21 protein-coding genes are annotated in these 20059 nt (G+C 66.4%); 16 read left to right on the forward strand and 5 right to left on the reverse strand.

Going from position 1 to position 20059, the window contains the following annotated elements; translation table 11 throughout:
• The first annotated feature begins 111 nt into the window (after positions 1 to 111).
• From ABKS89_RS29075 to ABKS89_RS29105, 7 genes are all read left to right on the forward strand, one after another.
• Positions 112 to 2385, forward strand: a complete 2274-nt coding sequence (locus ABKS89_RS29075; RefSeq protein WP_348588513.1) for a putative bifunctional diguanylate cyclase/phosphodiesterase — start codon at positions 112 to 114, stop codon at positions 2383 to 2385.
• A 140-nt stretch (positions 2386 to 2525) separates the two neighbouring features.
• Positions 2526 to 2708 carry a sulfur starvation response protein OscA gene (gene oscA / locus ABKS89_RS29080; protein WP_017520779.1) on the forward strand — a complete coding sequence of 61 codons (183 nt, stop codon included), beginning with the start codon at positions 2526 to 2528 and terminating at the stop codon, positions 2706 to 2708.
• A gap of 158 nt (positions 2709 to 2866) precedes the next feature.
• Entirely contained in the window at positions 2867 to 3865 is a 999-nt protein-coding gene (locus tag ABKS89_RS29085; RefSeq protein ID WP_045215475.1) for a sulfate ABC transporter substrate-binding protein, read from the forward strand.
• A gap of 123 nt (positions 3866 to 3988) precedes the next feature.
• Positions 3989 to 4807 carry a sulfate ABC transporter permease subunit CysT gene (cysT, locus tag ABKS89_RS29090; protein WP_138213716.1) on the forward strand — a complete coding sequence of 273 codons (819 nt, stop codon included), beginning with the start codon at positions 3989 to 3991 and terminating at the stop codon, positions 4805 to 4807.
• Positions 4808 to 4817: 10 nt separating this feature from the next.
• Positions 4818 to 5690 carry a sulfate ABC transporter permease subunit CysW gene (gene cysW / locus ABKS89_RS29095; protein WP_348588514.1) on the forward strand — a complete coding sequence of 291 codons (873 nt, stop codon included), beginning with the start codon at positions 4818 to 4820 and terminating at the stop codon, positions 5688 to 5690.
• A 14-nt stretch (positions 5691 to 5704) separates the two neighbouring features.
• Positions 5705 to 6694 (forward strand): sulfate/molybdate ABC transporter ATP-binding protein, encoded by a 990-nt coding sequence (locus tag ABKS89_RS29100; RefSeq protein ID WP_138213714.1) that lies wholly within the window; start codon positions 5705 to 5707, stop codon positions 6692 to 6694.
• Positions 6695 to 6918: 224 nt separating this feature from the next.
• Positions 6919 to 7668, forward strand: coding sequence for a sulfite exporter TauE/SafE family protein (locus ABKS89_RS29105; protein ID WP_348588515.1), 750 nt, complete (start codon positions 6919 to 6921; stop codon positions 7666 to 7668).
• A gap of 57 nt (positions 7669 to 7725) precedes the next feature.
• Here the strand turns inward: ABKS89_RS29105 and ABKS89_RS29110 are convergent, their stop codons facing one another.
• The gene (locus ABKS89_RS29110; protein ID WP_348588516.1) at positions 7726 to 8289 is read right to left on the reverse strand and encodes a TetR/AcrR family transcriptional regulator; all 564 of its coding nucleotides are present in this window, start codon (positions 8287 to 8289) and stop codon (positions 7726 to 7728) included.
• A 105-nt stretch (positions 8290 to 8394) separates the two neighbouring features.
• Here ABKS89_RS29110 and ABKS89_RS29115 point away from each other — a divergent pair, with 105 nt between their 5' ends.
• Positions 8395 to 9123 (forward strand): SDR family oxidoreductase, encoded by a 729-nt coding sequence (locus tag ABKS89_RS29115; RefSeq protein ID WP_138213711.1) that lies wholly within the window; start codon positions 8395 to 8397, stop codon positions 9121 to 9123.
• 35 nt (positions 9124 to 9158) lie between these two features.
• On the forward strand, positions 9159 to 9749 hold the full coding sequence (locus ABKS89_RS29120; protein WP_348588517.1) for a 2-hydroxychromene-2-carboxylate isomerase: 591 nt from the start codon (positions 9159 to 9161) through the stop codon (positions 9747 to 9749).
• Between the two features lie 110 nt (positions 9750 to 9859).
• Here the strand turns inward: ABKS89_RS29120 and ABKS89_RS29125 are convergent, their stop codons facing one another.
• Positions 9860 to 10261, reverse strand: a complete 402-nt coding sequence (locus tag ABKS89_RS29125; RefSeq protein ID WP_348588518.1) for a hypothetical protein — start codon at positions 10259 to 10261, stop codon at positions 9860 to 9862.
• 158 nt (positions 10262 to 10419) lie between these two features.
• On the opposite strand from ABKS89_RS29125, the gene ABKS89_RS29130 reads away from it, so the two are divergent.
• The gene (locus tag ABKS89_RS29130; RefSeq protein WP_348588519.1) at positions 10420 to 11223 is read left to right on the forward strand and encodes an MmyB family transcriptional regulator; all 804 of its coding nucleotides are present in this window, start codon (positions 10420 to 10422) and stop codon (positions 11221 to 11223) included.
• Between the two features lie 6 nt (positions 11224 to 11229).
• On the opposite strand, the gene ABKS89_RS29135 is transcribed toward ABKS89_RS29130, so the two are convergent.
• On the reverse strand, positions 11230 to 11754 hold the full coding sequence (locus ABKS89_RS29135; RefSeq protein ID WP_348588520.1) for an Mpo1 family 2-hydroxy fatty acid dioxygenase: 525 nt from the start codon (positions 11752 to 11754) through the stop codon (positions 11230 to 11232).
• Between the two features lie 74 nt (positions 11755 to 11828).
• On the opposite strand from ABKS89_RS29135, the gene ABKS89_RS29140 reads away from it, so the two are divergent.
• The 3 genes from ABKS89_RS29140 to ABKS89_RS29150 all read left to right on the forward strand — a co-directional run bounded on the left by ABKS89_RS29140 (position 11829) and on the right by ABKS89_RS29150 (position 14274).
• Complete coding sequence (locus tag ABKS89_RS29140) at positions 11829 to 12518, forward strand: Crp/Fnr family transcriptional regulator (RefSeq protein WP_348588521.1); 690 nt, start codon at positions 11829 to 11831, stop codon at positions 12516 to 12518.
• A gap of 205 nt (positions 12519 to 12723) precedes the next feature.
• The gene (locus ABKS89_RS29145; protein ID WP_138213705.1) at positions 12724 to 13221 is read left to right on the forward strand and encodes an outer membrane beta-barrel protein; all 498 of its coding nucleotides are present in this window, start codon (positions 12724 to 12726) and stop codon (positions 13219 to 13221) included.
• Positions 13222 to 13506: 285 nt separating this feature from the next.
• A complete protein-coding gene (locus ABKS89_RS29150; protein WP_138213704.1) occupies positions 13507 to 14274 on the forward strand; it encodes a hypothetical protein in 768 nt (255 codons plus the stop codon).
• A 4-nt stretch (positions 14275 to 14278) separates the two neighbouring features.
• On the opposite strand, the gene ppk2 is transcribed toward ABKS89_RS29150, so the two are convergent.
• Both ppk2 and ABKS89_RS29160 read right to left on the reverse strand, forming a co-directional pair.
• Positions 14279 to 15166, reverse strand: a complete 888-nt coding sequence (ppk2, locus tag ABKS89_RS29155) for a polyphosphate kinase 2 (RefSeq protein WP_171039398.1) — start codon at positions 15164 to 15166, stop codon at positions 14279 to 14281.
• Positions 15167 to 15407: 241 nt separating this feature from the next.
• Positions 15408 to 16373 carry a magnesium transporter CorA family protein gene (locus ABKS89_RS29160; protein ID WP_138213703.1) on the reverse strand — a complete coding sequence of 322 codons (966 nt, stop codon included), beginning with the start codon at positions 16371 to 16373 and terminating at the stop codon, positions 15408 to 15410.
• An 89-nt stretch (positions 16374 to 16462) separates the two neighbouring features.
• Here ABKS89_RS29160 and ABKS89_RS29165 point away from each other — a divergent pair, with 89 nt between their 5' ends.
• From ABKS89_RS29165 to ABKS89_RS29175, 3 genes are all read left to right on the forward strand, one after another.
• Positions 16463 to 16741, forward strand: a complete 279-nt coding sequence (locus tag ABKS89_RS29165; protein WP_138213702.1) for a hypothetical protein — start codon at positions 16463 to 16465, stop codon at positions 16739 to 16741.
• Between the two features lie 100 nt (positions 16742 to 16841).
• Positions 16842 to 17075: a TIGR02647 family protein gene (locus tag ABKS89_RS29170; RefSeq protein ID WP_138213701.1), complete on the forward strand. Its 234-nt coding sequence runs from the start codon at positions 16842 to 16844 to the stop codon at positions 17073 to 17075.
• 92 nt (positions 17076 to 17167) lie between these two features.
• Positions 17168 to 20017: a class I adenylate cyclase gene (locus ABKS89_RS29175; RefSeq protein WP_348588522.1), complete on the forward strand. Its 2850-nt coding sequence runs from the start codon at positions 17168 to 17170 to the stop codon at positions 20015 to 20017.
• Positions 20018 to 20059 lie beyond the last annotated feature (42 nt).

Here is a 20059-nt window from a genome sequence, read left to right on the forward strand (position 1 = left end):
AGCCGCATTATCACCAAGCAGGTCCGGATTACCATCCGGTCTTTTAGATACGAATGTGGCCACGTGGCCATCATTTATACTGCACAGCCAATAAATCCAACCCACGACCGCATGAATCCACGCCTCAGCGCCCTGCGCATCAGCTTTCTGTACCTGGTCGCCGCCACCCTCTGGGTCTGGCTGGGTGACCAATGGTTACAAAATGTCCTGCTCGACCCCGCCTCGCTGGCGCGGGCGATGGAGCTGAAGAAGTACGGATTCCTCGCGGTCACCTTCCTCGTGCTGTTCTTCCTGCTCTGGCGGCACTTTCGCCAGCAGCACGCCGCCTTCGCCGCGCTGACCGACAAGGAGCAGCGCCTGAGCCGCGCCTTCGCAGTGGTCGAGGACGGCATCTGGGACTGGGACCTGGAAACCCAGCGCGTCCATTACTCCTCCGGCTACGCCAACCTGCTCGGCCTGCCCCTGGAGCACCTGAGCGATGACCTGCTGCTGTGGGAAAACCGCCTGCATCCGGAAGACCGCGCGCGCGTCCTGGCCCTCCACCAGGATTGCCTCCAGGGCCTGCGTACGCGCCTGGAATGCGTCTACCGCATCCGCCACAGCGACGGCACCTACCGCTGGGTTCGCAGCAGCGGCCGCCTGACCCGCGACGAGGACGGCCGCCCACTGCGCCTGACCGGCGTCAACCGCGACATCACCCACCAGCGCAGCAACGAAGACCACCTGCGCCAGGCCGCCGCGGTCTTCGAGGCGACCCAGGAAGGCCTGCTGGTGACCGACGCGCGCGGCGTGATCGTGCATACCAACCCGTCGTTCTCGCGCATCACCGGCTACAGCGCCGAGGACGTGCTCGGCGGCCAGCCGTCGCTGCTCAAATCCGGCCGCCAGGACGATGCCTTTTACCAGCGCATGTGGACCGCCCTGCACGACAACGGTGTGTGGAGCGGCGAGATCTGGAACCGCCGCAAGAGCGGCGAGGTGTACCCGCAGTGGCAGCACATCCGCGCCGTGCGCAATGACGAGGGCGAACTGACCCACTACGTCGCGGTGTTCTCCGACCTCAGCAGCCTCAAGCGCTCGCAGCACGAACTGGATTTCCTCGCCCACCACGACCCGCTGACCGGCCTGCCCAACCGCCTGCTGCTGCGCGAGCGCATCGAACAGGCGCTGGCCCGTGCCGAGCGCGAACAGGGCGGCGGCGCGCTACTGAGCATCGACCTTGACCACTTCAAGCACATCAACGACAGCCTCGGCCACAACATCGGCGACCTGCTGATCCGCGCGGTGGCCAAGCGCCTGGAAGACTGCCTGGACGAACGCTGCTGCCTGGCGCGGCTGGGCGGCGACGAGTTCGCCGTGGTCCTCGAAAGCCAGCAGCCGCACCATGCCAGCAGCCTCGCCCAGCGCCTGCTGGAAGCGATGAGCGCGCCCTTCGAGGTCAACGAACAGATCATCTACATGTCGGTAAGCCTGGGGGTCAGCCTGTTCCCCGAGGACGCGCGCAACGTTGACCACCTGCTGCAGCACGCCGACGCCGCGCTGTTCCAGGCCAAGGCCAGCGGGCGCAACCTCTACGCCTTCTATACCCCCGAGCTGACCGCCCGCGCGCGTTCCCACGTGCAGGTGGAATCAGCGCTGCGCCACGCGCTGGACCACGACGAGCTGCGCCTGTACTTCCAGCCGGTACACGACCTGGCCACCGGCCGCATGGTCGGCGTCGAGTCGCTGGTGCGCTGGCAGCACCCGAGCCAGGGGCTGATTCCACCCAGCGAGTTCATCCCGGTGGCCGAGGAAAGCGGCCTGATCACCGCCATCGACGCCTGGGTGCTGGAACAGGCCTGCCGACAGATGCGCCAGTGGCTGGACGCCGGCATTGGCCTGGACTTCATCGCGGTCAACGTTTCCAGCCGGCTGTTCGGTCGCGGCGGCCTGGAAGAGCGCGTGGCCCTGGCGCTGGAGCAGAGCGGCCTGGAGCCGCATCACCTGGAGCTGGAAGTCACCGAAAGCGCGGTGATGGAGAACTTCGACCAGGCCCTGGAGCTGCTCTGCCAACTGCGCCTGCTGGGCGTACACCTGGCCATCGACGACTTCGGCACCGGTTATTCCTCGCTGATGCGCCTCAAGCGCATGCCGGTGCACAAGCTGAAGATCGACCAGGGTTTCGTCGCCGGCCTGCCGGACGAATCCGAGGACGCCGCCATCGCCTGCGCGGTGATCGCCCTGGGCCAGAGCATGGGCCTGCAGGTGGTCGCCGAGGGTATCGAGCGCCCGGACCAGGCCGCCTTCCTCCTCACCCACGCCTGCAACTTCGGCCAGGGCTACTGGTACGGCGCCCCGCAGCCGGCCGACATCCTGCTGGCGCAATTGCCGCGCGGCACCGCGTAAATCCTCGCTAAAAACTTTCTGATATATAAAAATTCTTAAACAGTATTTTTAAGAATATCCAGCTCCTGCCTAAGATGCGCTCACACCGCACGCGCCGTCGATGAAACGGCCGGTGGTAAACCCACTAGGAGCAGATACCCATGAGCGCAACCCTCCGTAGCCTGGACGGCCAGGACGAAGCCAACATCCTGCGTGAAGTGCAGAGCGCCCTGCGTGGCCTGCGTTTCGGTGCCGTCGAGATCACCGTGCACAACGGCCAGGTCGTGCAGATCGAGCGCAAGGAAAAATTCCGCCTGCAGCAGAGCCCCGGCAAACCTGCCTGAGCCCTGAACGAACCGACTGGACATCCGGAGCGTCGCCATGACCGAACTGCCCCACCGGTATTGCAGCTGCCAGCCACGAATGCGTGGCTGACAACGCCCCTCCCCCGAAAGACCCTGCCAAACAAACATAAAGAACTGCATTTTTTCAGGAGCTGCACATGTCCATCCGCCGTTTCGCCCTGGCCGCACTGGCCAGCGCCTTGATCGCAGGCCCCGTCTCCGCCGCGACCCAACTGCTCAACGTTTCCTACGACCCGACCCGCGAGCTGTACCAGGCCTACAACGCCGCTTTCATCAAACACTGGAAGGCCCAGGGCGGTGACGACCTGACCGTGCAGCAATCCCACGGTGGCTCGGGCAAGCAGGCCCGCGCCGTGATCGACGGCCTGAAGGCCGACGTGGTGACCCTGGCCCTGGCCGGCGACATCGACGAACTGAACAAGCTGGGCAAGCTGCTGCCCGCCGACTGGCAGGCCCGCCTGCCCGACAACAGCACTCCCTACACCTCGACCATCGTGTTCCTGGTCCGCAAGGGCAACCCCAAGGGCATCAAGGACTGGGCCGACCTGACCAAGCAGGGCGTGGAAGTCATTACCCCGAACCCGAAGACCTCCGGCGGCGCCCGCTGGAACTTCCTGGCCGCCTGGGCCTGGGCGAAGAAGGAATACGGTAGCGACGAGAAAGCCCAGGAATACGTGCAGAACCTGTACAAGCACGTGCCGGTTCTGGACACTGGCGCCCGCGGTTCGACCATCACCTTCGTCAACAACAACATTGGCGACGTGCTGCTGGCCTGGGAGAACGAAGCCTTCCTGGCCAAGAAGGAACAGGGCGGCGAGAACTTCGAGATCGTCGTGCCGTCGGTGTCCATCCTCGCCGAGCCGCCGGTGGCCGTGGTCGACAAGACCGTCGACAAGAAAGGCACCCGCAAGGTCGCCGAGGAATACCTGAAGTACCTGTACAGCGAAGAAGGCCAGCGCATCGCCGCGCAGAACTTCTACCGCCCGCGTGATGCCAAGGTCGCTGCCGAGTTCGCCAACCAGTTCCCGAAACTCAACCTGGTGACCATCGACAAGGACTTCGGCGGCTGGAAAGTCGCGCAGCCCAAGTTCTTCAACGACGGCGGCATCTTCGACAAGATCTACCAGGCGCAGTGATGCACCACCCGCCCGGCCTTGCGCCGGGCGGCCCGATCCGCGCGGGCCGGTGCACAGCCCGCGTGGAAGGAAAACCCCCGCCCCATGGCGGGGGCTCAACGCGTTCATGAGAAAGGACAGACAATGTCGCGACGCATCTCCCCGGTCATACCCGGCTTCGGGCTGACTCTGGGCTACACCCTGGTGTATCTCAGCCTGTTGGTGCTGATTCCGCTGGGGGCCATGTTCCTCAAGACGACCCAGCTCTCCTGGGATCAGTTCTGGACCATCATCACCGCGCCGCGGGTCATCGCCGCCCTGAAGCTGAGCTTCGGCACCGCGCTGATCGCCGCCCTGATCAACGGCGTGATCGGCACCCTGCTGGCCTGGGTGCTGGTGCGCTACCGCTTCCCGGGACGCAAGATCATCGACGCAATGATCGACCTGCCCTTCGCCCTGCCCACCGCCGTGGCCGGTATCGCGCTCACCGCGCTGTACGCCCCCAACGGCATGGTCGGCCGCTTCGCCACCGAGCTGGGCTTCAAGATCGCCTACACCCCGCTGGGCATCACCCTGGCGCTGACCTTCGTGGTCCTGCCGTTCGTGGTGCGCACGGTGCAGCCGGTGCTGGCGGACATCCCGCGTGAAATCGAGGAAGCCGCCGCCTGCCTGGGCGCCAAGCCGTTGCAGGTGTTCCGCCACGTGCTGCTGCCGGCGCTGCTGCCGGCCTGGCTGACCGGCTTCGCCCTGGCCTTCGCCCGCGGCGTCGGCGAGTACGGCTCGGTGATCTTCATCGCCGGCAACATGCCGATGAAGACCGAGATCCTGCCGCTGCTGATCATGGTCAAGCTGGACCAGTACGACTACACCGGCGCCACCGCCATCGGCGTGCTGATGCTGGTCGTCGCCTTCGTCCTGCTGCTGCTGATCAACCTGCTGCAACGCCGCATCGAAACACCCTGAGGAGCGCGCCATGAGTACCGCAAGCCTTTCCGCCGCGGCCGCTGCCAACGCTGCTCGCCGGGGTAATGTCTGGGGCCGCCGCGCCCTGATCGCGCTGGCCTGGCTGGCCTTCGCCGTGTTCCTGCTGCTGCCGCTGTTCGTGGTGCTGAGCGAGGCGCTGAAGCAGGGCTTCGGCACCTTCTTCGACGCCATCCTGGAACCCGACGCGCTCGCCGCGCTGAAGCTGACGCTGATCGCCGTGGGCATTTCGGTGCCGCTGAACCTGGTGTTCGGCGTCGCCGCCGCCTGGTGCGTGACCAAGTTCGAGTTCCCCGGCAAGAGCATCCTGGTGACCATGATCGACCTGCCGTTCTCGGTCTCCCCGGTAATCGCCGGCCTGATCTACGTGCTGCTGTTCGGCGCCCAGGGCTACTTCGGCGAGTGGCTGTCGGACCACGACATCCAGATCGTCTTCGCCGTGCCCGGCATCGTCCTGGCCACCATTTTCGTTACCTTCCCCTTCGTCGCCCGCGAGCTGATCCCGCTCATGCAGGAACAGGGCACCCAGGAGGAAGAGGCCGCGCGCCTGCTCGGCGCCAACGGCTGGCAGATGTTCTGGCACGTGACCCTGCCGAACATCAAATGGGGCCTGATCTACGGCGTGGTGCTGTGCACCGCGCGGGCCATGGGCGAGTTCGGCGCGGTGTCGGTGGTCTCCGGGCACATCCGCGGCGTCACCAACACCCTGCCGCTGCACGTCGAAATCCTCTACAACGAATACAACCACGTCGCCGCTTTCAGCGTCGCCACCCTGCTGCTGCTGATGGCCCTGGTCATCCTGCTGCTCAAGCAGTGGAGCGAGTCGCGCCTGTCCCGCACCAAAGTCAAAGCTGACGATGAATAAGTGAGAGCCACGCCATGAGCATCGAGATCCGTAACGTCAGCAAGAACTTCAACGCCTTCAAGGCGCTGAACGACATCAACCTCGACATCCACAGCGGCGAGCTGGTCGCCCTGCTCGGCCCGTCCGGCTGCGGCAAGACCACCCTGCTGCGCATCATCGCCGGCCTGGAAACCCCGGACGTGGGCAACATCGTGTTCCACGGCGAGGACGTATCCCAGCACGACGTGCGTGATCGCAACGTCGGCTTCGTGTTCCAGCACTACGCGCTGTTCCGCCACATGACGGTGTTCGACAACGTCGCCTTCGGCTTGCGCATGAAGCCGAAGAAGGAGCGCCCGAGCGAGTCGCGCATCGCCGAGAAGGTCCACGAACTGCTCAACATGGTGCAGCTGGACTGGCTCTCCGACCGCTACCCGGAGCAGCTCTCCGGCGGCCAGCGCCAGCGTATCGCGCTGGCCCGTGCACTGGCGGTGGAACCGAAGATCCTGCTGCTCGACGAGCCCTTCGGCGCCCTCGACGCCAAGGTGCGTAAAGAGCTGCGCCGCTGGCTTGCACGCCTGCACGAGGAGATCAACCTGACCTCCGTGTTCGTCACCCACGACCAGGAAGAAGCGATGGAAGTTGCCGACCGCATCGTGGTGATGAACAAGGGCGTGATCGAACAGATCGGCTCCCCTGGCGAGGTCTACGAGAACCCGGCCAGCGACTTCGTCTACCACTTCCTCGGCGACTCCAACCGCCTGCACATCGGCGGTGACGAGCATGTGCTGTTCCGCCCGCACGAAATCTCGCTGTCGCGCTCCGAAGTGGCCGAGCACCGTGCCGCCGAAGTCCGCGACATCCGCCCGCTGGGCGCGATCACCCGGGTGACCCTCAAGGTCGACGGCCAGGACGAGCTGATCGAGGCCGAAGTGGTGAAGGACCACGACAGCCTGACCGGGCTGGCCCGTGGCGAGACGCTGTACTTCAAGCCGAAGGCGTACCAGCCGGTGGCGAATATCTGATCGGGCGGTCTTCCGCCTCATGCTCCAGCACGGGGGCTTGCCCTCTCCCCAGCCCTCTGAGCGGGGCGCGCAGCCAGGGTTAGGGTGAGGGCCGATCCGAGCACCGAAATATCCTGTAGGAGCGTCCCATGGACGCGATCGCGGGCATGGCCCGCTCCTACAGGTTCGCGCCGAGCCTCGTTCTTCCGTATCCTGCCCCGGTCCTTTTCACGCAAGGCCCGGCCATGTTCGACGCCCTCCCCCAGCACCTCGAACTGATCGTCCTCACCTTCCTCCTCGCCGGTCTGGTGAAGGGCGTGGTGGGCCTCGGCCTGCCCACGGTCGCCGTCGGGCTGCTCGGGCTGGTGATGCCGCCGATGCAGGCAGCCGCGATTCTCGTCGTGCCGTCCACCGTCACCAATATCTGGCAGCTCGCCGCCGGGCCGCGCTTCCTCGGGCTGCTCAAGCGGATGTGGGGCATGCTGGTCGGCATCGTCATCGGCACCCTGCTGGTGGGCTGGCTGCTGGCGGGCCGCAACTGGCCGGCGGCGACACCGCTGCTGGGTGTGGCGCTGATTCTTTACGCGCTGCTGGGACTGTCGAACAAGCGCTTCAGCGTGGCGCCGAAGCATGAGCGCTGGCTGTCGCCGCTGATCGGCGTGATCACCGGCGGCGTCACTGCCGTGACCGGCGTCTTCGTGATTCCCGCCGTGCCTTTCCTGCAAGCTCTCGGGCTGGAGAAGGACGACCTGGTGCAGGCACTGGGATTGTCCTTCACCGTCTCGACCCTGGCCCTGGCGATCACCCTCAGCCAGCACGGCTCGCTGCTGCAGGCGGACGTGCTCGGCCTGTCGCTGCTGGCCCTGTTGCCGGCGCTGGCGGGCATGTACCTGGGCACCTGGCTGCGCTCGCGGATCAGCCCGCTGGCGTTCCGCCGCTGCTTCTTCGGTGGGTTGTTATTGCTCGGTGCAGACCTGGCGATACGTGGTCTTTAACCTGTAGGAGCGCGCCATGCGCGCGATCGCGGGCATGGCCCGCTTCTACAAGGGAGATTACTGCTCGTCGAGATGACGCAGCAGGAAGTCCCGGCTCGATTCGATGATCGCCTTCTGCGTCTTCTCGCTGGCAACCATCCGCGCCACCACCAGCGCGCCGACGCACTGCGCCAGCAGCGCCCAGGCGTCTTCCGGCGAACCCAGCGCCTCGGCCCAGGCCTGTTGCAACTCCACCAGGGCATCCTCGGCGCTCTGCCGCACGGGCTCCTCGGCGCGGGCGATCTCCGCCCCCAGCGCCGGAATCGCACAACCGGCGCCAGCGTCCTGCACGTGGGTAACGCTCAGGTAGCGCTTCAAACCGCGCTCCAGGCGCGCACGATCGAGCACCTTGCCCTTGGCGGCGAGGCGCTCGACGCTCTGCCGCAGCTCGCGTTCGACGATGGCGGCGAACAGTTCGTCCTTGGAGCCAAAGTGGTTGTAGAACGCCCCGCCGGACAAGCCCACCGCCTTCATCAGTCCGTCCACGCCGGAGGTGGCGAAGCCGCCCTGCTTGGCGAGCGCGCCGCTGCTGTCGAGCAGGCGCTGGCGGGTTTCTTCCTTGTGGGTGGCTGAGTAGCGCATCGGGGCGACTCCGGTGAAGCGGTTGACGTTGGAGTCGAGAGTAACATAACGTTCGTTTACCTAACGACCGTTTACCCACTTTCGCGCAACCCTGAGGAAACGAGAATGTCGAACAAGAAAGTCGTCCTGGTCATCGGCGCCGGCGATGCCACCGGCGGTGCCATCGCCCGCCGCTTCGCCCGTGAAGGCTACGTCGCCTGCGTCACCCGGCGTTCGGCGGACAAGCTGCAGCCGCTGGTAGAGCAGATTCGCGCCGAAGGCGGCGAGGCCCACGGTTTCGCCTCCGACGCACGCAAGGAAGAGGCGGTGATCGAGCTGGTGGAAACCATCGAGCGCGACATCGGCCCCATCGAAGCCTTCGTCTTCAACATCGGCGCCAACGTGCCCTGCAGCATCCTCGACGAGACCGCGCGCAAGTACTTCAAGATCTGGGAAATGGCCTGTTTCTCCGGCTTCCTCACCGGCCGCGAGGTGGCCAAGCGCATGGTCAAGCGCCAGCGCGGTACTCTCCTGTTCACCGGCGCCACCGCCGGCCTGCGCGGCGCCTCGGGCTTCGCCGCCTTCGCCGGAGCCAAGCACGGCATCCGCGCACTGGCGCAGAGCATGGCCCGCGAGCTGGGGCCGATGGGCCTGCACGTTGCCCACGTGGTGGTGGACGGCGCCATCGACACCGAATTCATCCGCGAGACCTTCCCCGAGCGCTACGCGCTGAAAGACCAGGACGGCATCCTCGACCCCGAGCACATCGCCGACAGCTACTGGTACCTGCACTCCCAGCCGCGCGATGCCTGGACCTTCGAACTGGATCTACGCCCCTGGATCGAGCGCTGGTAATCCGCCCATAACGACAACAAGAAAGAGAGCCACTCATGAGCAAGAGCGTCGAGTTCTACTTCGATTTCGGCAGCCCGACTTCCTACCTGGCCTACACTCAGCTGCCGGCGATCTGCGCCGAAGCTGGCGCCGGGCTGGTCTATCGCCCCGTGCTGCTGGGCGGCGTGTTCCAGGCCACCGGCAATGCCTCGCCCATCGCCATCCCGGCCAAGGGCCGCTACACGATGATCGACATGCTGCGCTTCGCCCGCCGCTATGGCGTGCCGCTGAAGATGAACCCGTACTTCCCGATCAACACCCTCACCCTGATGCGCGCCGCCACCGGCGTGCAGCTGCGCCAGCCGGAACGCTTCGAGGCGCTGCTGGCCTGCGTGTTCAAGGGCATGTGGGTGGACGCGCTGAACCTGGGCGACCCGGCGGTGCTCGGTCCGCTGCTGGCTGAGGCGGGCTTCGACCCGCAGGCGCTGCTGGCGCTGACCGCCGAGCAGGAAGTGAAGGATGCGCTGAAGGCCAACACCGAGGCGGCGATCAAGCGCGGGATGTTCGGCGCACCGACGATGTTCGTCGGCAGCGAGATGTTCTTCGGCCAGGATCGCCTCGACTTCGTCCGCGAAGCCTTGGCATAACGCGTTCCGCATCCTGTAGCGCCGTAGGGCGCATAACCTGGAACAGGTTATGCGCCGGATTCAGTCCGGCGGATAACGCTGGCGCGTTGTGCGCCCTACTGTTGTTGCATTCACAAGGCCAGGACAGCCGACCGGCGCAGACCGAAGAACTCCAGTTCGGCCAGCAGCAGGACCACCAGCGCCTGGCCGATGACGAAGGCGTAGCCCAGGGTGGTCGGCTGTACGTAGCCGGTCACCAGCAGGGCGACGCTCTCCACCACCCACAGCGCGTTCAGGGCGATCACCGCCCAGACGCCGGTGCGCGACAGCAGCGTCTGGTTGCTCATCCAGTAGAGCACCAGCGCCAGCGGCAGGAGCACGATCCCGGCCACCAGCAGCAGGACGAAGGGCAGGCCCAGCAGTGTGCCCAGCGGTTGCGCGGCCAGGGCCATCAGCAGGCCCATGGCGCCGCCGGCGATGGCATCGACTTTCAGGGTCAGGCGAAGCAGCGGGGAAGGTTGCAGCAGAGTCATGGCGAAGCTCCTTCAGGGGTCACCACCGGTTGGCGGCGTGTGGCTGAAGAATCCGCCCGGGACGTAGGTGCGTCGATTACCTGCCAGGTAATGGCCGTCACGGGGTGGCAGGTCTATTGTTCGATGCCATGACCCGTACTGCCACGAACGGTCCAGCCATGAACAGCCCAGCCCACAACAGCCCGGCCCAACCGGTCGGCACCCTGCTCCGCCAGTGGCGTCAGCGCCGCCGGCTCAGCCAGCTCGACCTCGCCTGCGACGCGGAGATTTCCACCCGCCACCTGAGCTTCGTCGAAACCGGCCGCGCCCTGCCCAGCCGCGAGATGCTGCTGCATCTGGCCGAACAGCTGGACATTCCCCTGCGCGAACGCAACCGCCTGCTCAGCGCCGCCGGCTACGCCCCGGTGTATTCGGAGAAGGGCCTGGACGACCCGGCACTGACCGTGGCCCGGCAGGCCATCGATCAGCTGCTCAAGGCCCACGAGCCGAACCCGGCGATGGTGGTGGACCGCCACTGGAACCTGCTGGCGTCCAACCGCACGGTGGATATCTTCCTGCTTGGCGTCGACCCGGAGCTGCTGCAGCCGCCGATCAACGTGCTGCGCATGAGCCTGCACCCCAAGGGGCTGGCACCGCGCATCCTCAATCTGGGGCCGTGGAAGGCGCATGTGGTGGAGCGCCTGCAGCGCGACTTCGAGGCCAGCGGCGACCCCGCGCTGGCGGCGCTGCGCGACGAAGTGGCGGCCTACCCGGCGCCGCCCTACGACGAGGCGGCCAGCGGCGACATGGTGCTGATCCCGGTGCAACTGCAGACGGAGCTGGGCGTGTGCAGCCTGATCGGCACCATCACGGTGTTCGGCACACCGGTGGACGTGACGCTGTCGGAGCTGGCCCTGGAAACCTTCTTCCCGGCCGACCCCGACAGCGCGCGAATCCTGCGCCAGCTCAGCGGTACGGACTGAAGCGAATCAGGCGGTCGCCTTCTTCTCGCGGATGCAGGTGGGGCCGGCGCGCTCTTCCACAGCGTGGCGCACTTCGTCGCGCAGGCCGAGCAGGAAGGCCGCTTCGGCGGCCACGAACAGCGGACCGACGATCAACCCGGTAAGGTCATCGACGAACGCCGGCTTGCGCCCTTCGTAGTAGTGGCCGACGAACTGGATGATCCAGCCCACCACGAACAGGCCGATGCCCCAGGTGAGCCAGTAGGCGGTGCTGCCGGCGGCAAAGCCGGCGCCCAGCCACAACGACAGCGCCAGCAGCGCGGTCATCAGCAGGCCGAAGCGCAGGTCCAGGCGCAAGTAGAACACCACCGAGGCCAGCGCCAGCAGCGCGGCGGGCGAGACCAGCAGGCCCGCCAGCTCGAAGCCGGGGCGCGACAGCAGGGTGGCGATGGCCAGCACGATCATCGGAATCCCGATGAAATGGCTGACGATGTTCCGCCGGTCACGGTGGTAGGCGGCATATTGGGCAAGGTGATCGACCAGAGTTTTCATTGTTGTTCTCCCGCAAGGTACTGGCATGATGGCGATCTGTGCCCTGCCACTCTGTCAGCTAGCCGACATTGCCCATGACCGACGCCAAGCCTTACCTCGCCTGCCTGCAAGATGGCCGCTGGTTCCAGACCCTCCCCGAGGGCCTGCGCCAGGCCCTGTGCGACGCCGCCGTGGTGCGCCGCCTGCCCGCCGGCCAGCGCCTGTTCGCCCGTGGCGATGCGCCGTGCGGCCTGTATTGCGTGGTGGAAGGCGCGATGCGCGTCAGCGTGGTCGGCGAGACCGGCAAGGAAGCGCTGCTGGCGCTGGTGGAAGCGCCCAACTGGTTCGGCGAGATCTGCCTGTTCGACGGCCAGCCGCGCACCCACGACGCCTACGCCGAGGGCGCCACCGTGCTGCTGCAGGTACCCGTGGCGCCGCTGCAGGCGTTGCTGGCGCTGCACCCGGAATACTGGCGCGACTTCGCCCTGCTGATGAGCCACAAGCTGCGCATCACCTTCGCCGTGCTGGAGGAGCTGTCGCTGCTGCCGGCCGCGCCGCGCCTGGCCCGGCGCCTGCTGATGATCGCCGAGGGTTACGGCGAGTCGGCCACCGCCAAGCGCGAGCTGCACCTGCCGCAGGAACAGCTCGCGGCCATGCTGTCGCTGTCGCGGCAGACCACCAACCAGATCCTCAAGGAGCTGGAAGCCCAGGGCATCGTGCGCCTGAGCTACGGCGGCATCGAGATACTGGACCGCGAGCGACTGCGCCAGGCCGCCCACGCCTGACGCTCGCCGACAACCTCCAGAACGGCAGCCTCTAGAACAAAAGCCAGACGAGTCTCGACAAGCTTCGATGGTCGCGCACGCCACCGCCCCGCTCTAATGCCCCCGCCGCTGCGCCGGAGCCGAAAAGCCCGCGCCAGAGCGGCACCCCAACCCTCCGCAAGACAGCAAGGCGGCCGGCTCTCCACGTCGGCCGCAAGGGAATCCTATGCGCCTTTCGAAACTCCTCTGCGCCCTCGCCCTGACCGCTCCGGCCCTGGCGATGGCCGACGACAGCGGCCTCTACGTCGGTGGCGGCGTCACCCGCCTCGAGATCGACGACCGCTCCTTCGATGACCAGGACGACAGCTACAAGCTGTACGCCGGCTACCGCCTGAACAACTACCTGTCCCTGGAAGGCGCGGTGGTCGACTTCGGCGACATGAGCGACGGCGACAAGCACTTCGACGGTCAATCGCTGCAGGCCAACGTGCACCTGGGCTTCCCCATCGGCCAGCGCATCCGCCTGTACGGCATCGCCGGCGTACACGCCTGGCACGCCGATAACGATGCCGCCGGCAAGTCCGACGACGTGGACGCGCTCTATGGCTTCGGTGGCGAAATGGACGTGATCGGCGGCCTGGGCGTGCGCCTGGAACAGGAATACCTGGACGTCGGTGACATCGACCTCGACCAGACCACCCTCTCCGCCTACTGGCGCTTCTGACGCCAGCCTGCCCCTCAAGCCCGGCGGAAGGTCCGGCTCTCTCCCCAGAGCACTCCCCCCTCCCGACCTTCCGCCGGCACCTCCACCCGTATAGCGCATCACCCGTACAAAGCATCCCCGCACCAGGCGTCACCCGTACCAGGCATCACCTGCGCAAATCACTCTTTCGGTCGGTTGCAGCGGCCTCGTTCGCGGCTAGCCTAGGAATAGCTGCGTTTCTGGCGCCAAAAAGACACACACCCGGCGAATCGCGCGGCTCACAATAACAATAAGGACGCCTCCGCCATGCTCCGGAATCTCGATGTCGTTCGTGGGTTCATGCTGTGCTGTTTCGGACTCTTCGCCCTCGCCGCCCAGGCCAACCTCCCCAGCGAGGAACTGCAGCTGCAGACCCTGCAGGTCTATACCTGCCGCTCGATCAACAGCCTGTTGCTGCTGCGCGGCGAAGGTTTCCAGGAGGGCCACGCCGCCCAGTTGGAGAAGGACCTGGCTACCCTCGACAACGCCGTCAAGGCCTACCCCAAGGCCGACGATGCGCTGCGCAAGGCCCACGCGGAGTTCGTTACCCAGATTCGCAATGGCGTTTCCTACGGCCCCAAGGAAGAAGACCTGCCCTGGCGCTACAACCAGGACCTGAGCCGTTCCCTGCGCGACCTGCTCAACCAGATCGAACGTTTCGTCCCCGCCACCGCCGACGCCAGCCAGATTCCGCTGTGGGAGCTGCCGGTACGCGTGGAATACCTCGCCACCCAGTACCTGGGCCGCGCCTATATCAGTGGCCTGGAGCTGGCCCGCGAACAGCCGCAGGAATACCTCGGCCAGGACGAGGGCGTGCTGGTGCCGCTGCTGACCCAGCGCATCGACCAGTTGCCCGAGAGCGACGCGACCAAGAAACTGCGGACCCGCTGGGAGTACCTGAGCAAGGCGCTGCTGGACATGAACAGCAAGAGCAACAGCGGCGTCAGCGCCTCCGGCCGGCCCTGGGCGCCGATCATCGTCGATCGCAACGCCCGCGCGGTCTCCGGCCAGCTCATGCTGATCAGCCAGCAGTAACGCCTCAGGCCGGGATGGGTTCCGGTTCCGGCTCCGGCGCCTGCACCGCCACCATTGTCTGCGCCGGGCGCTCCAGCTCGTCGCGGTCCATCAGCGCGGCACGCCCCGTCAGCAGCGCATCCGGCGCGCGGGCGATCTTCGGGTTCTTGTCCGGGTAGTCCAGGCTGTGCAGGAAGTGCCGCAGGCAGTTGAGCCGCGCGCGCTTCTTGTCGTCGGACTTGACCACCACCCAGGGCGCGTCGGCGGTGTCGGTGTGGAAGAACATCGCTTCCTTGGCCTGGGTGTAATCGTCCCAGCGGTCCAGCGACTGGATGTCGATCGGCGACAGCTTCCAGTGCTTGAGTGGGTCGTCGCGGCGCGAGACGAAGCGGCGCAGTTGCTCCTCGCGGCTCACCGAGAACCAGAACTTGAACAGGTGGATGCCGTTGCGCACCAGCATGCGTTCCAGCTCCGGCGTCTGCTGCATGAACTCCAGGTACTGGCGCGGCGAACAGAAGCCCATTACCCGCTCGACCCCGGCGCGGTTGTACCAGGAGCGGTCGAAGAAGACGATTTCACCGGCCGTGGGCAGGTGCTGGATGTAGCGCTGGAAGTACCACTGGCCGCGCTCGGCGTCGCTGGGTTTCTCCAGCGCCACTACGCGGGCGCCGCGCGGGTTGAGGTGTTCGGTGAAGCGTTTGATGGTGCCGCCCTTGCCGGCGGCATCGCGGCCCTCGAAGAGCAGGACGATGCGCTGGCCGGTCTCCTTCACCCAGTTCTGCACCTTCAGCAGCTCGATCTGCAGCTCGGCCTTGGCCTTCTCGTACTCCCTGCGCTGCAGGCGCTTGCGGTAGGGATAGCTGGCGGGCAGCTGGGCGGAGCCGGAGTCCTCGTTGCTGCCGCGCGGGGCCATGGCGACGGTCAGCGCGACCGGGCCCTGACTCTGCGCCTGGATCTGCGCGCCGCCCTCGGTGGTCGCTTCGGGCAGCGCGGCGGCGGCGGGCTTGCTGGCTTCGGGTTGCGGCAGGCTCTCCTGGGAAATGGGCTGCCGGGGCTTGGGCTGCTGGGCCATGGTCTCCTCCTGTGAGACGTGGGGACGGCCCTCCACTGTGCTACCCGTGCCGCAAGCCTTTCTTGACCCGCATCAACCCCGTCTAGAGCCAGCCTTTGTACTTGAACCAGTAGTAGGGAATGATCGCCGAGATCACCATCGCCACCAGCGCCATGGGGTAGCCGGCCAGCCATTGCAGCTCTGGCATGTGCGCGAAGTTCATGCCGTACACCGTGCCCACCAGGGTCGGCGGCAGGAACAGCACGGCAGCGATGGAGAACACCTTGATGATGCTGTTCTGCTCGATGTTGATCAGGCCCAGGGTGGCGTCCAGCAGGAAGGTGATTTCCCCGGCCATCTTGGTCTGGTACTCGCTGAGCGAGCGCACGTCGCGCTCCACCGACTTCATGCCCAGCTTCACCTCGTCGCTGATCCAGCCGTTGCTGCCCTGGCGGAAGTACGACAGCGGCCGGCTGATGCTCAGCAGGCTCTCGTTGAGCTTGGACAGCAGCGAGTTCTTGCGTCCCAGCTGCTTGACCACTTCCTGCAGGTCGGCCTTCTCGCTGGCCGGGCCCTCGCGGAAGATGCTGGTGCCCAGGCTGTCGAGCTGCTTCTGGACGATCTCCAGCACGTCGGCGATGCGGTCCACCACGCTGTCCATCAGGGTCACGAACAGCTGATCGCTGCGACCCTCGCAGCCGCCGCGCTGGGTGCGCGTCTCGAAGGTGCGGAAGGCCAGCAGGTCGGTATAGCGCACCGTCACCAGCCAGTGCGGGGTCAGCACGCAGGTGACTTCCGAGACGGTGGGATTGTGCTCGCGGATGCCGCCGACCACGCTGGTGGTCATGTACAGCGCACCATTGCTCTCGTAGAAGCGCGAGGAATCTTCGATCTCGGCCATCTCCTCGCGGGTCGGCACATCCACCGCGATGATCGACTCCAGCAGCCGCTCCTCTTCCGCCGTGGGCTGGAACAGATCGATCCACAGCGTGTCCTTGGGCATGCCGTGGCACTCGCTGCCGTTGTGGCGCACCAGGCGGTCGCCGACGAGGGTGTAATAGGTGATCATGTCGCCCGACAATCCTTCTACGCATCGGAAGTTGCCCCGCAGGTTGGCCAACTTCCCGGCGCTCCACAAGCCCATCGGAGAATCCCGAGATGAGCGAACACGATGATGGCGAAGAGGCCTTCGCCGAAGACACCCTGATCCAGGCCATCGAGAACCAGATCGAGAGCGAGAGCCCGGCAGCGGCCCGCGCGGTGTTCAACAAGCTGACCCTGGTCGGCTACGAACGCGAGGACGCCCTGCACCTGATGGCCCTGGTGCTCGCCCACGAGATCGAAGCGATGCTGGCCGAGGATCGCCCGTTCAACGGCGAGTGGTACGAACAGGCCCTCCGCGCGCTGCCAACCCTGCCCGACGGCACCGAGGCGTAACGGCAGCATCGCGAAATGAATCAGCGACACAAGACCGCTTGCCGAACCGGTCGGACTTGAGACTACACTGAGGCCTCATTGACCATCGGGAGTTAGGCGAATGGCTTTCACGAAAGAAATGGTTGAGGAACTGGACCTGCTGGCGCTCTATGACCTGGAGAACAGCCAGGCGGGATTGAAAGTCCACCACGACGCCTCCGCCCAAGCCGTGGCGGCTGCGGGTCGGCTTCACGCCAAGGGCCTGATCGACAAACAGGACGGCGGCTATCTCACCAACCTGGGCCTCGATGCCGCCGAGCACGCCCAGGTCCTGCTCGGCATCCTGCGCAGCTGACCTCAAGTTCCCCCGCGAGCGGGCGATAAACTGGCACACTTCCGAGCGCCGCATTCCCTGATGCGGCGCCGCTGGCCAGACAGCAGTACGCCATGACGCTCACCCCCGAGATCCGCCCGGACATCGACGACGGCATCGACCGAAAGGTGCTGACGCAGCTGCGTCAACGCTTCCTCAAGGTCAACGCCGCGCGCCTGCATCGGGCCAGCGAAGCGCTTTCCACGCGCCAGCAGCTGGTTCTCAAGCTGTTGCCACTGCTGCTGGACGTGAACCATCCGCTGCTGCCCGGCTACGTTTCGGCCAGTACGCCCGCCGGGTTGTCGAATTTCGTCCCGGACGACGAAATCCTCGCCGAAGCCCAGCGCCTGACCCGCTCCTTCAGCTACAAGACCCGCCGCGGCAACCCGCCGCTGCCGATCCACGGGCTGTTCCTGATGGGCAGCCTGGGCACCGTCGCCCAGGCCGAGCAGAGCGACCTCGACCTGTGGGTCTGCCACGCCTCCGACCTCACCGAGCGCGAGCTGGCAGAGCTGCGCCGCAAGTGCGAGCTGCTCGAGCAATGGGCCGCCACCCAGGGTGCCGAGGTGCACTGCTTCCTCGTCGACCCGCAGCACTACACCCAGGGCGCCCGCGAGGCCCGGCTGACCTCCGACGACTGCGGCACCAGCCAGCACTACCTGCTGCTGGACGAGTTCTACCGCACCGCCATCTGGCTTGGCGGCCGCACGCCCCTGTGGTGGCTGGTGCCGGTCTACGAAGAGAACCGCTACGCCGAGTACTGCCAGACGCTGCTGAACAAGCGCTTCATCCGCGCCGACGACGTCCTCGACCTCGGCCACCTGGCGCGCATCCCGCCGGGCGAGTTCATCGGCGCCGGCATGTGGCAGCTGTTCAAGGGCATCGAGTCGCCCTACAAGTCGGTGCTCAAGCTGCTGCTCACCGAGGTCTACGCCAGCGAACACCCGCAGGTGTCCTGCCTGAGCCTGCGCTACAAGCAGGCGATCTACGCCGGGCGCCTGGACGTGGAGGAGCTGGACCCCTACGTCATGCTCTACCGCCGCCTGGAGGAATACCTCAAGGAGCGCGGCGAAACCGAGCGCCTGGAGCTGATCCGCCGCTGCCTCTACCTGAAGGTCGGCAAGAAGCTCAGCCGCCCGCCGCGCCAGGGCCACAAGAGCTGGCAGCGCAAGGTGATGGAGCGCGTCTCGGCGCCCTGGAAGTGGGACAGCCGCGCCTTCGCCCAGCTCGACAGCCGCAGCCAGTGGAAGGTCCGCCAGGTGCTCCTGGAGCGCCGTGCGCTGGTCAACGAACTGACCCACAGCTACCGCTTCCTCTCGCAGTTCGCCCGCCTGCAGCACGTCGCCAGCGGCATCAACCCGCGGGACATGGGCATCCTCGGCCGGCGCCTGTATGCCGCCTTCGAGCGCAAGGCCGGCAAGGTCGAATTCATCAACCCGGGCATTGCCCCGGACATGGCCGAAGACATCCTCACCCTCGCCCAGCTGCCCGGCAGCGAAGCCGGAAAGCCGCCGTACTGGGCGCTGTTCGGCGGCAACCTGTCATTGCAGGAGATGGCCGACTTCGCCCCGCTGCGCCGCGCCCGCGACCTCATGGAACTGCTCGCCTGGAGCCATCGCAACGGGGTGATCGACGCCACCACGCGGCTGTCCCTGCAACCGGGTAGCAGCGACCTGAGCGAGTTCGAACTGCAGAACCTGCTGGGCTGCCTGCAGCAGGCCGTCCCGCTGCCGCTCAACGAGGTGCCGGAAAGCGCCCTGTTGCGCAGCGCGGTGCCTTCGCAGGTGTTGCTGCTGGTGAACGTCGGCGTCGACCCGCTGCGCCAGCACAGCCAGATGAACGTGCACATGACCACCGAGCGCACCGACTCGCTCGGCTATTCCGGCGTGCGCGACAACCTGGTGCTGACCCTCGACCAGATCACCCTGAACAGCTGGAACGAACTGCTGGTCAGCCGCTACGCAGGCCCGCACGCGCTGCTCGACTGCCTGCGCGAATTCCTCAACAGCGTGCCCTCCGACGCCCCGCCGCCGCGCCTGCTGGTGCGCTGCTTCTGCCGCAACCGCGCCACGGCCATCGCCCAGCGCGTGGAAGACCTGTTCCGCGACGCCCACGCGCAGCTCGCCAGCGGCAAGGGCGGGCGCTACCTGCTGCAGGTGCGCCAGCACTTCCACCTGCTGCACCTGGTGCCGGGCAGCGTCAGCCATCGGGTGATCGACGGGTTGCCGGCACTGGTCGAGCACCTGGGCGACACCCAGGACGACAGCGGCTTCCTGCAACTGGACCGGCACGCGCTGGAGGGCGATGACCTCGCCATGATCCTGCCGCTGGGCCGGGCCAATACCGTACAGGTGTTCTACCGCCTGGACGAAGGCAGCGCGGAAATCACCATCCTCGACGAGCGCAACGCCCTCTGGCGGCGCCGCCAGGAATACGACACCGAGGAAGGCCTGCTGCTGCCGCTGCAGCGCTTCCTGCAATCGGTGCAGTACCGCCGTAACGCGGTGATCTCGCTACTGGAGGCGCAGGGACCGGTGGGCGCCGACATCATCTTCTACGAGGTGGTGACCAACGGCCACCAGCGCGCGCAACGCATCGAACGACGCAGCACGCCGCAACCGCTGGAAGCCTTGCCGTTCTATAACGTGCAGGCGATTGTCGAACCGGGCGAAGGCCAGCGAGCGCGCACCACGCTGTTCTGCAACCACCGCGAGTTCTCGGAGCTGGAGTTCGGCAGCGAGCTGTTCCAGGCCGCGGCCCGGCATATCCTCGACCGTCGGCGAGGGCAAGAGCGCTACCCCTGCTACATCACCGACCTGGACCTGTCGGCCATGCGCGAAGGCGGGGAGCTGCAGACGGTGCACTTCCTGCGTTACAAGCAGAGCCTGGAGCAGGCTCTGAACCGGGCGCTGGCCGAGGCCTGAAGGCCGGCCGGACGCCCGGGGAGGGAGGTTCCCGAAAAGGGG

The organism is Pseudomonas sp. LABIM340 (assembly GCF_040017195.2).
GTDB lineage: Bacteria > Pseudomonadota > Gammaproteobacteria > Pseudomonadales > Pseudomonadaceae > Pseudomonas.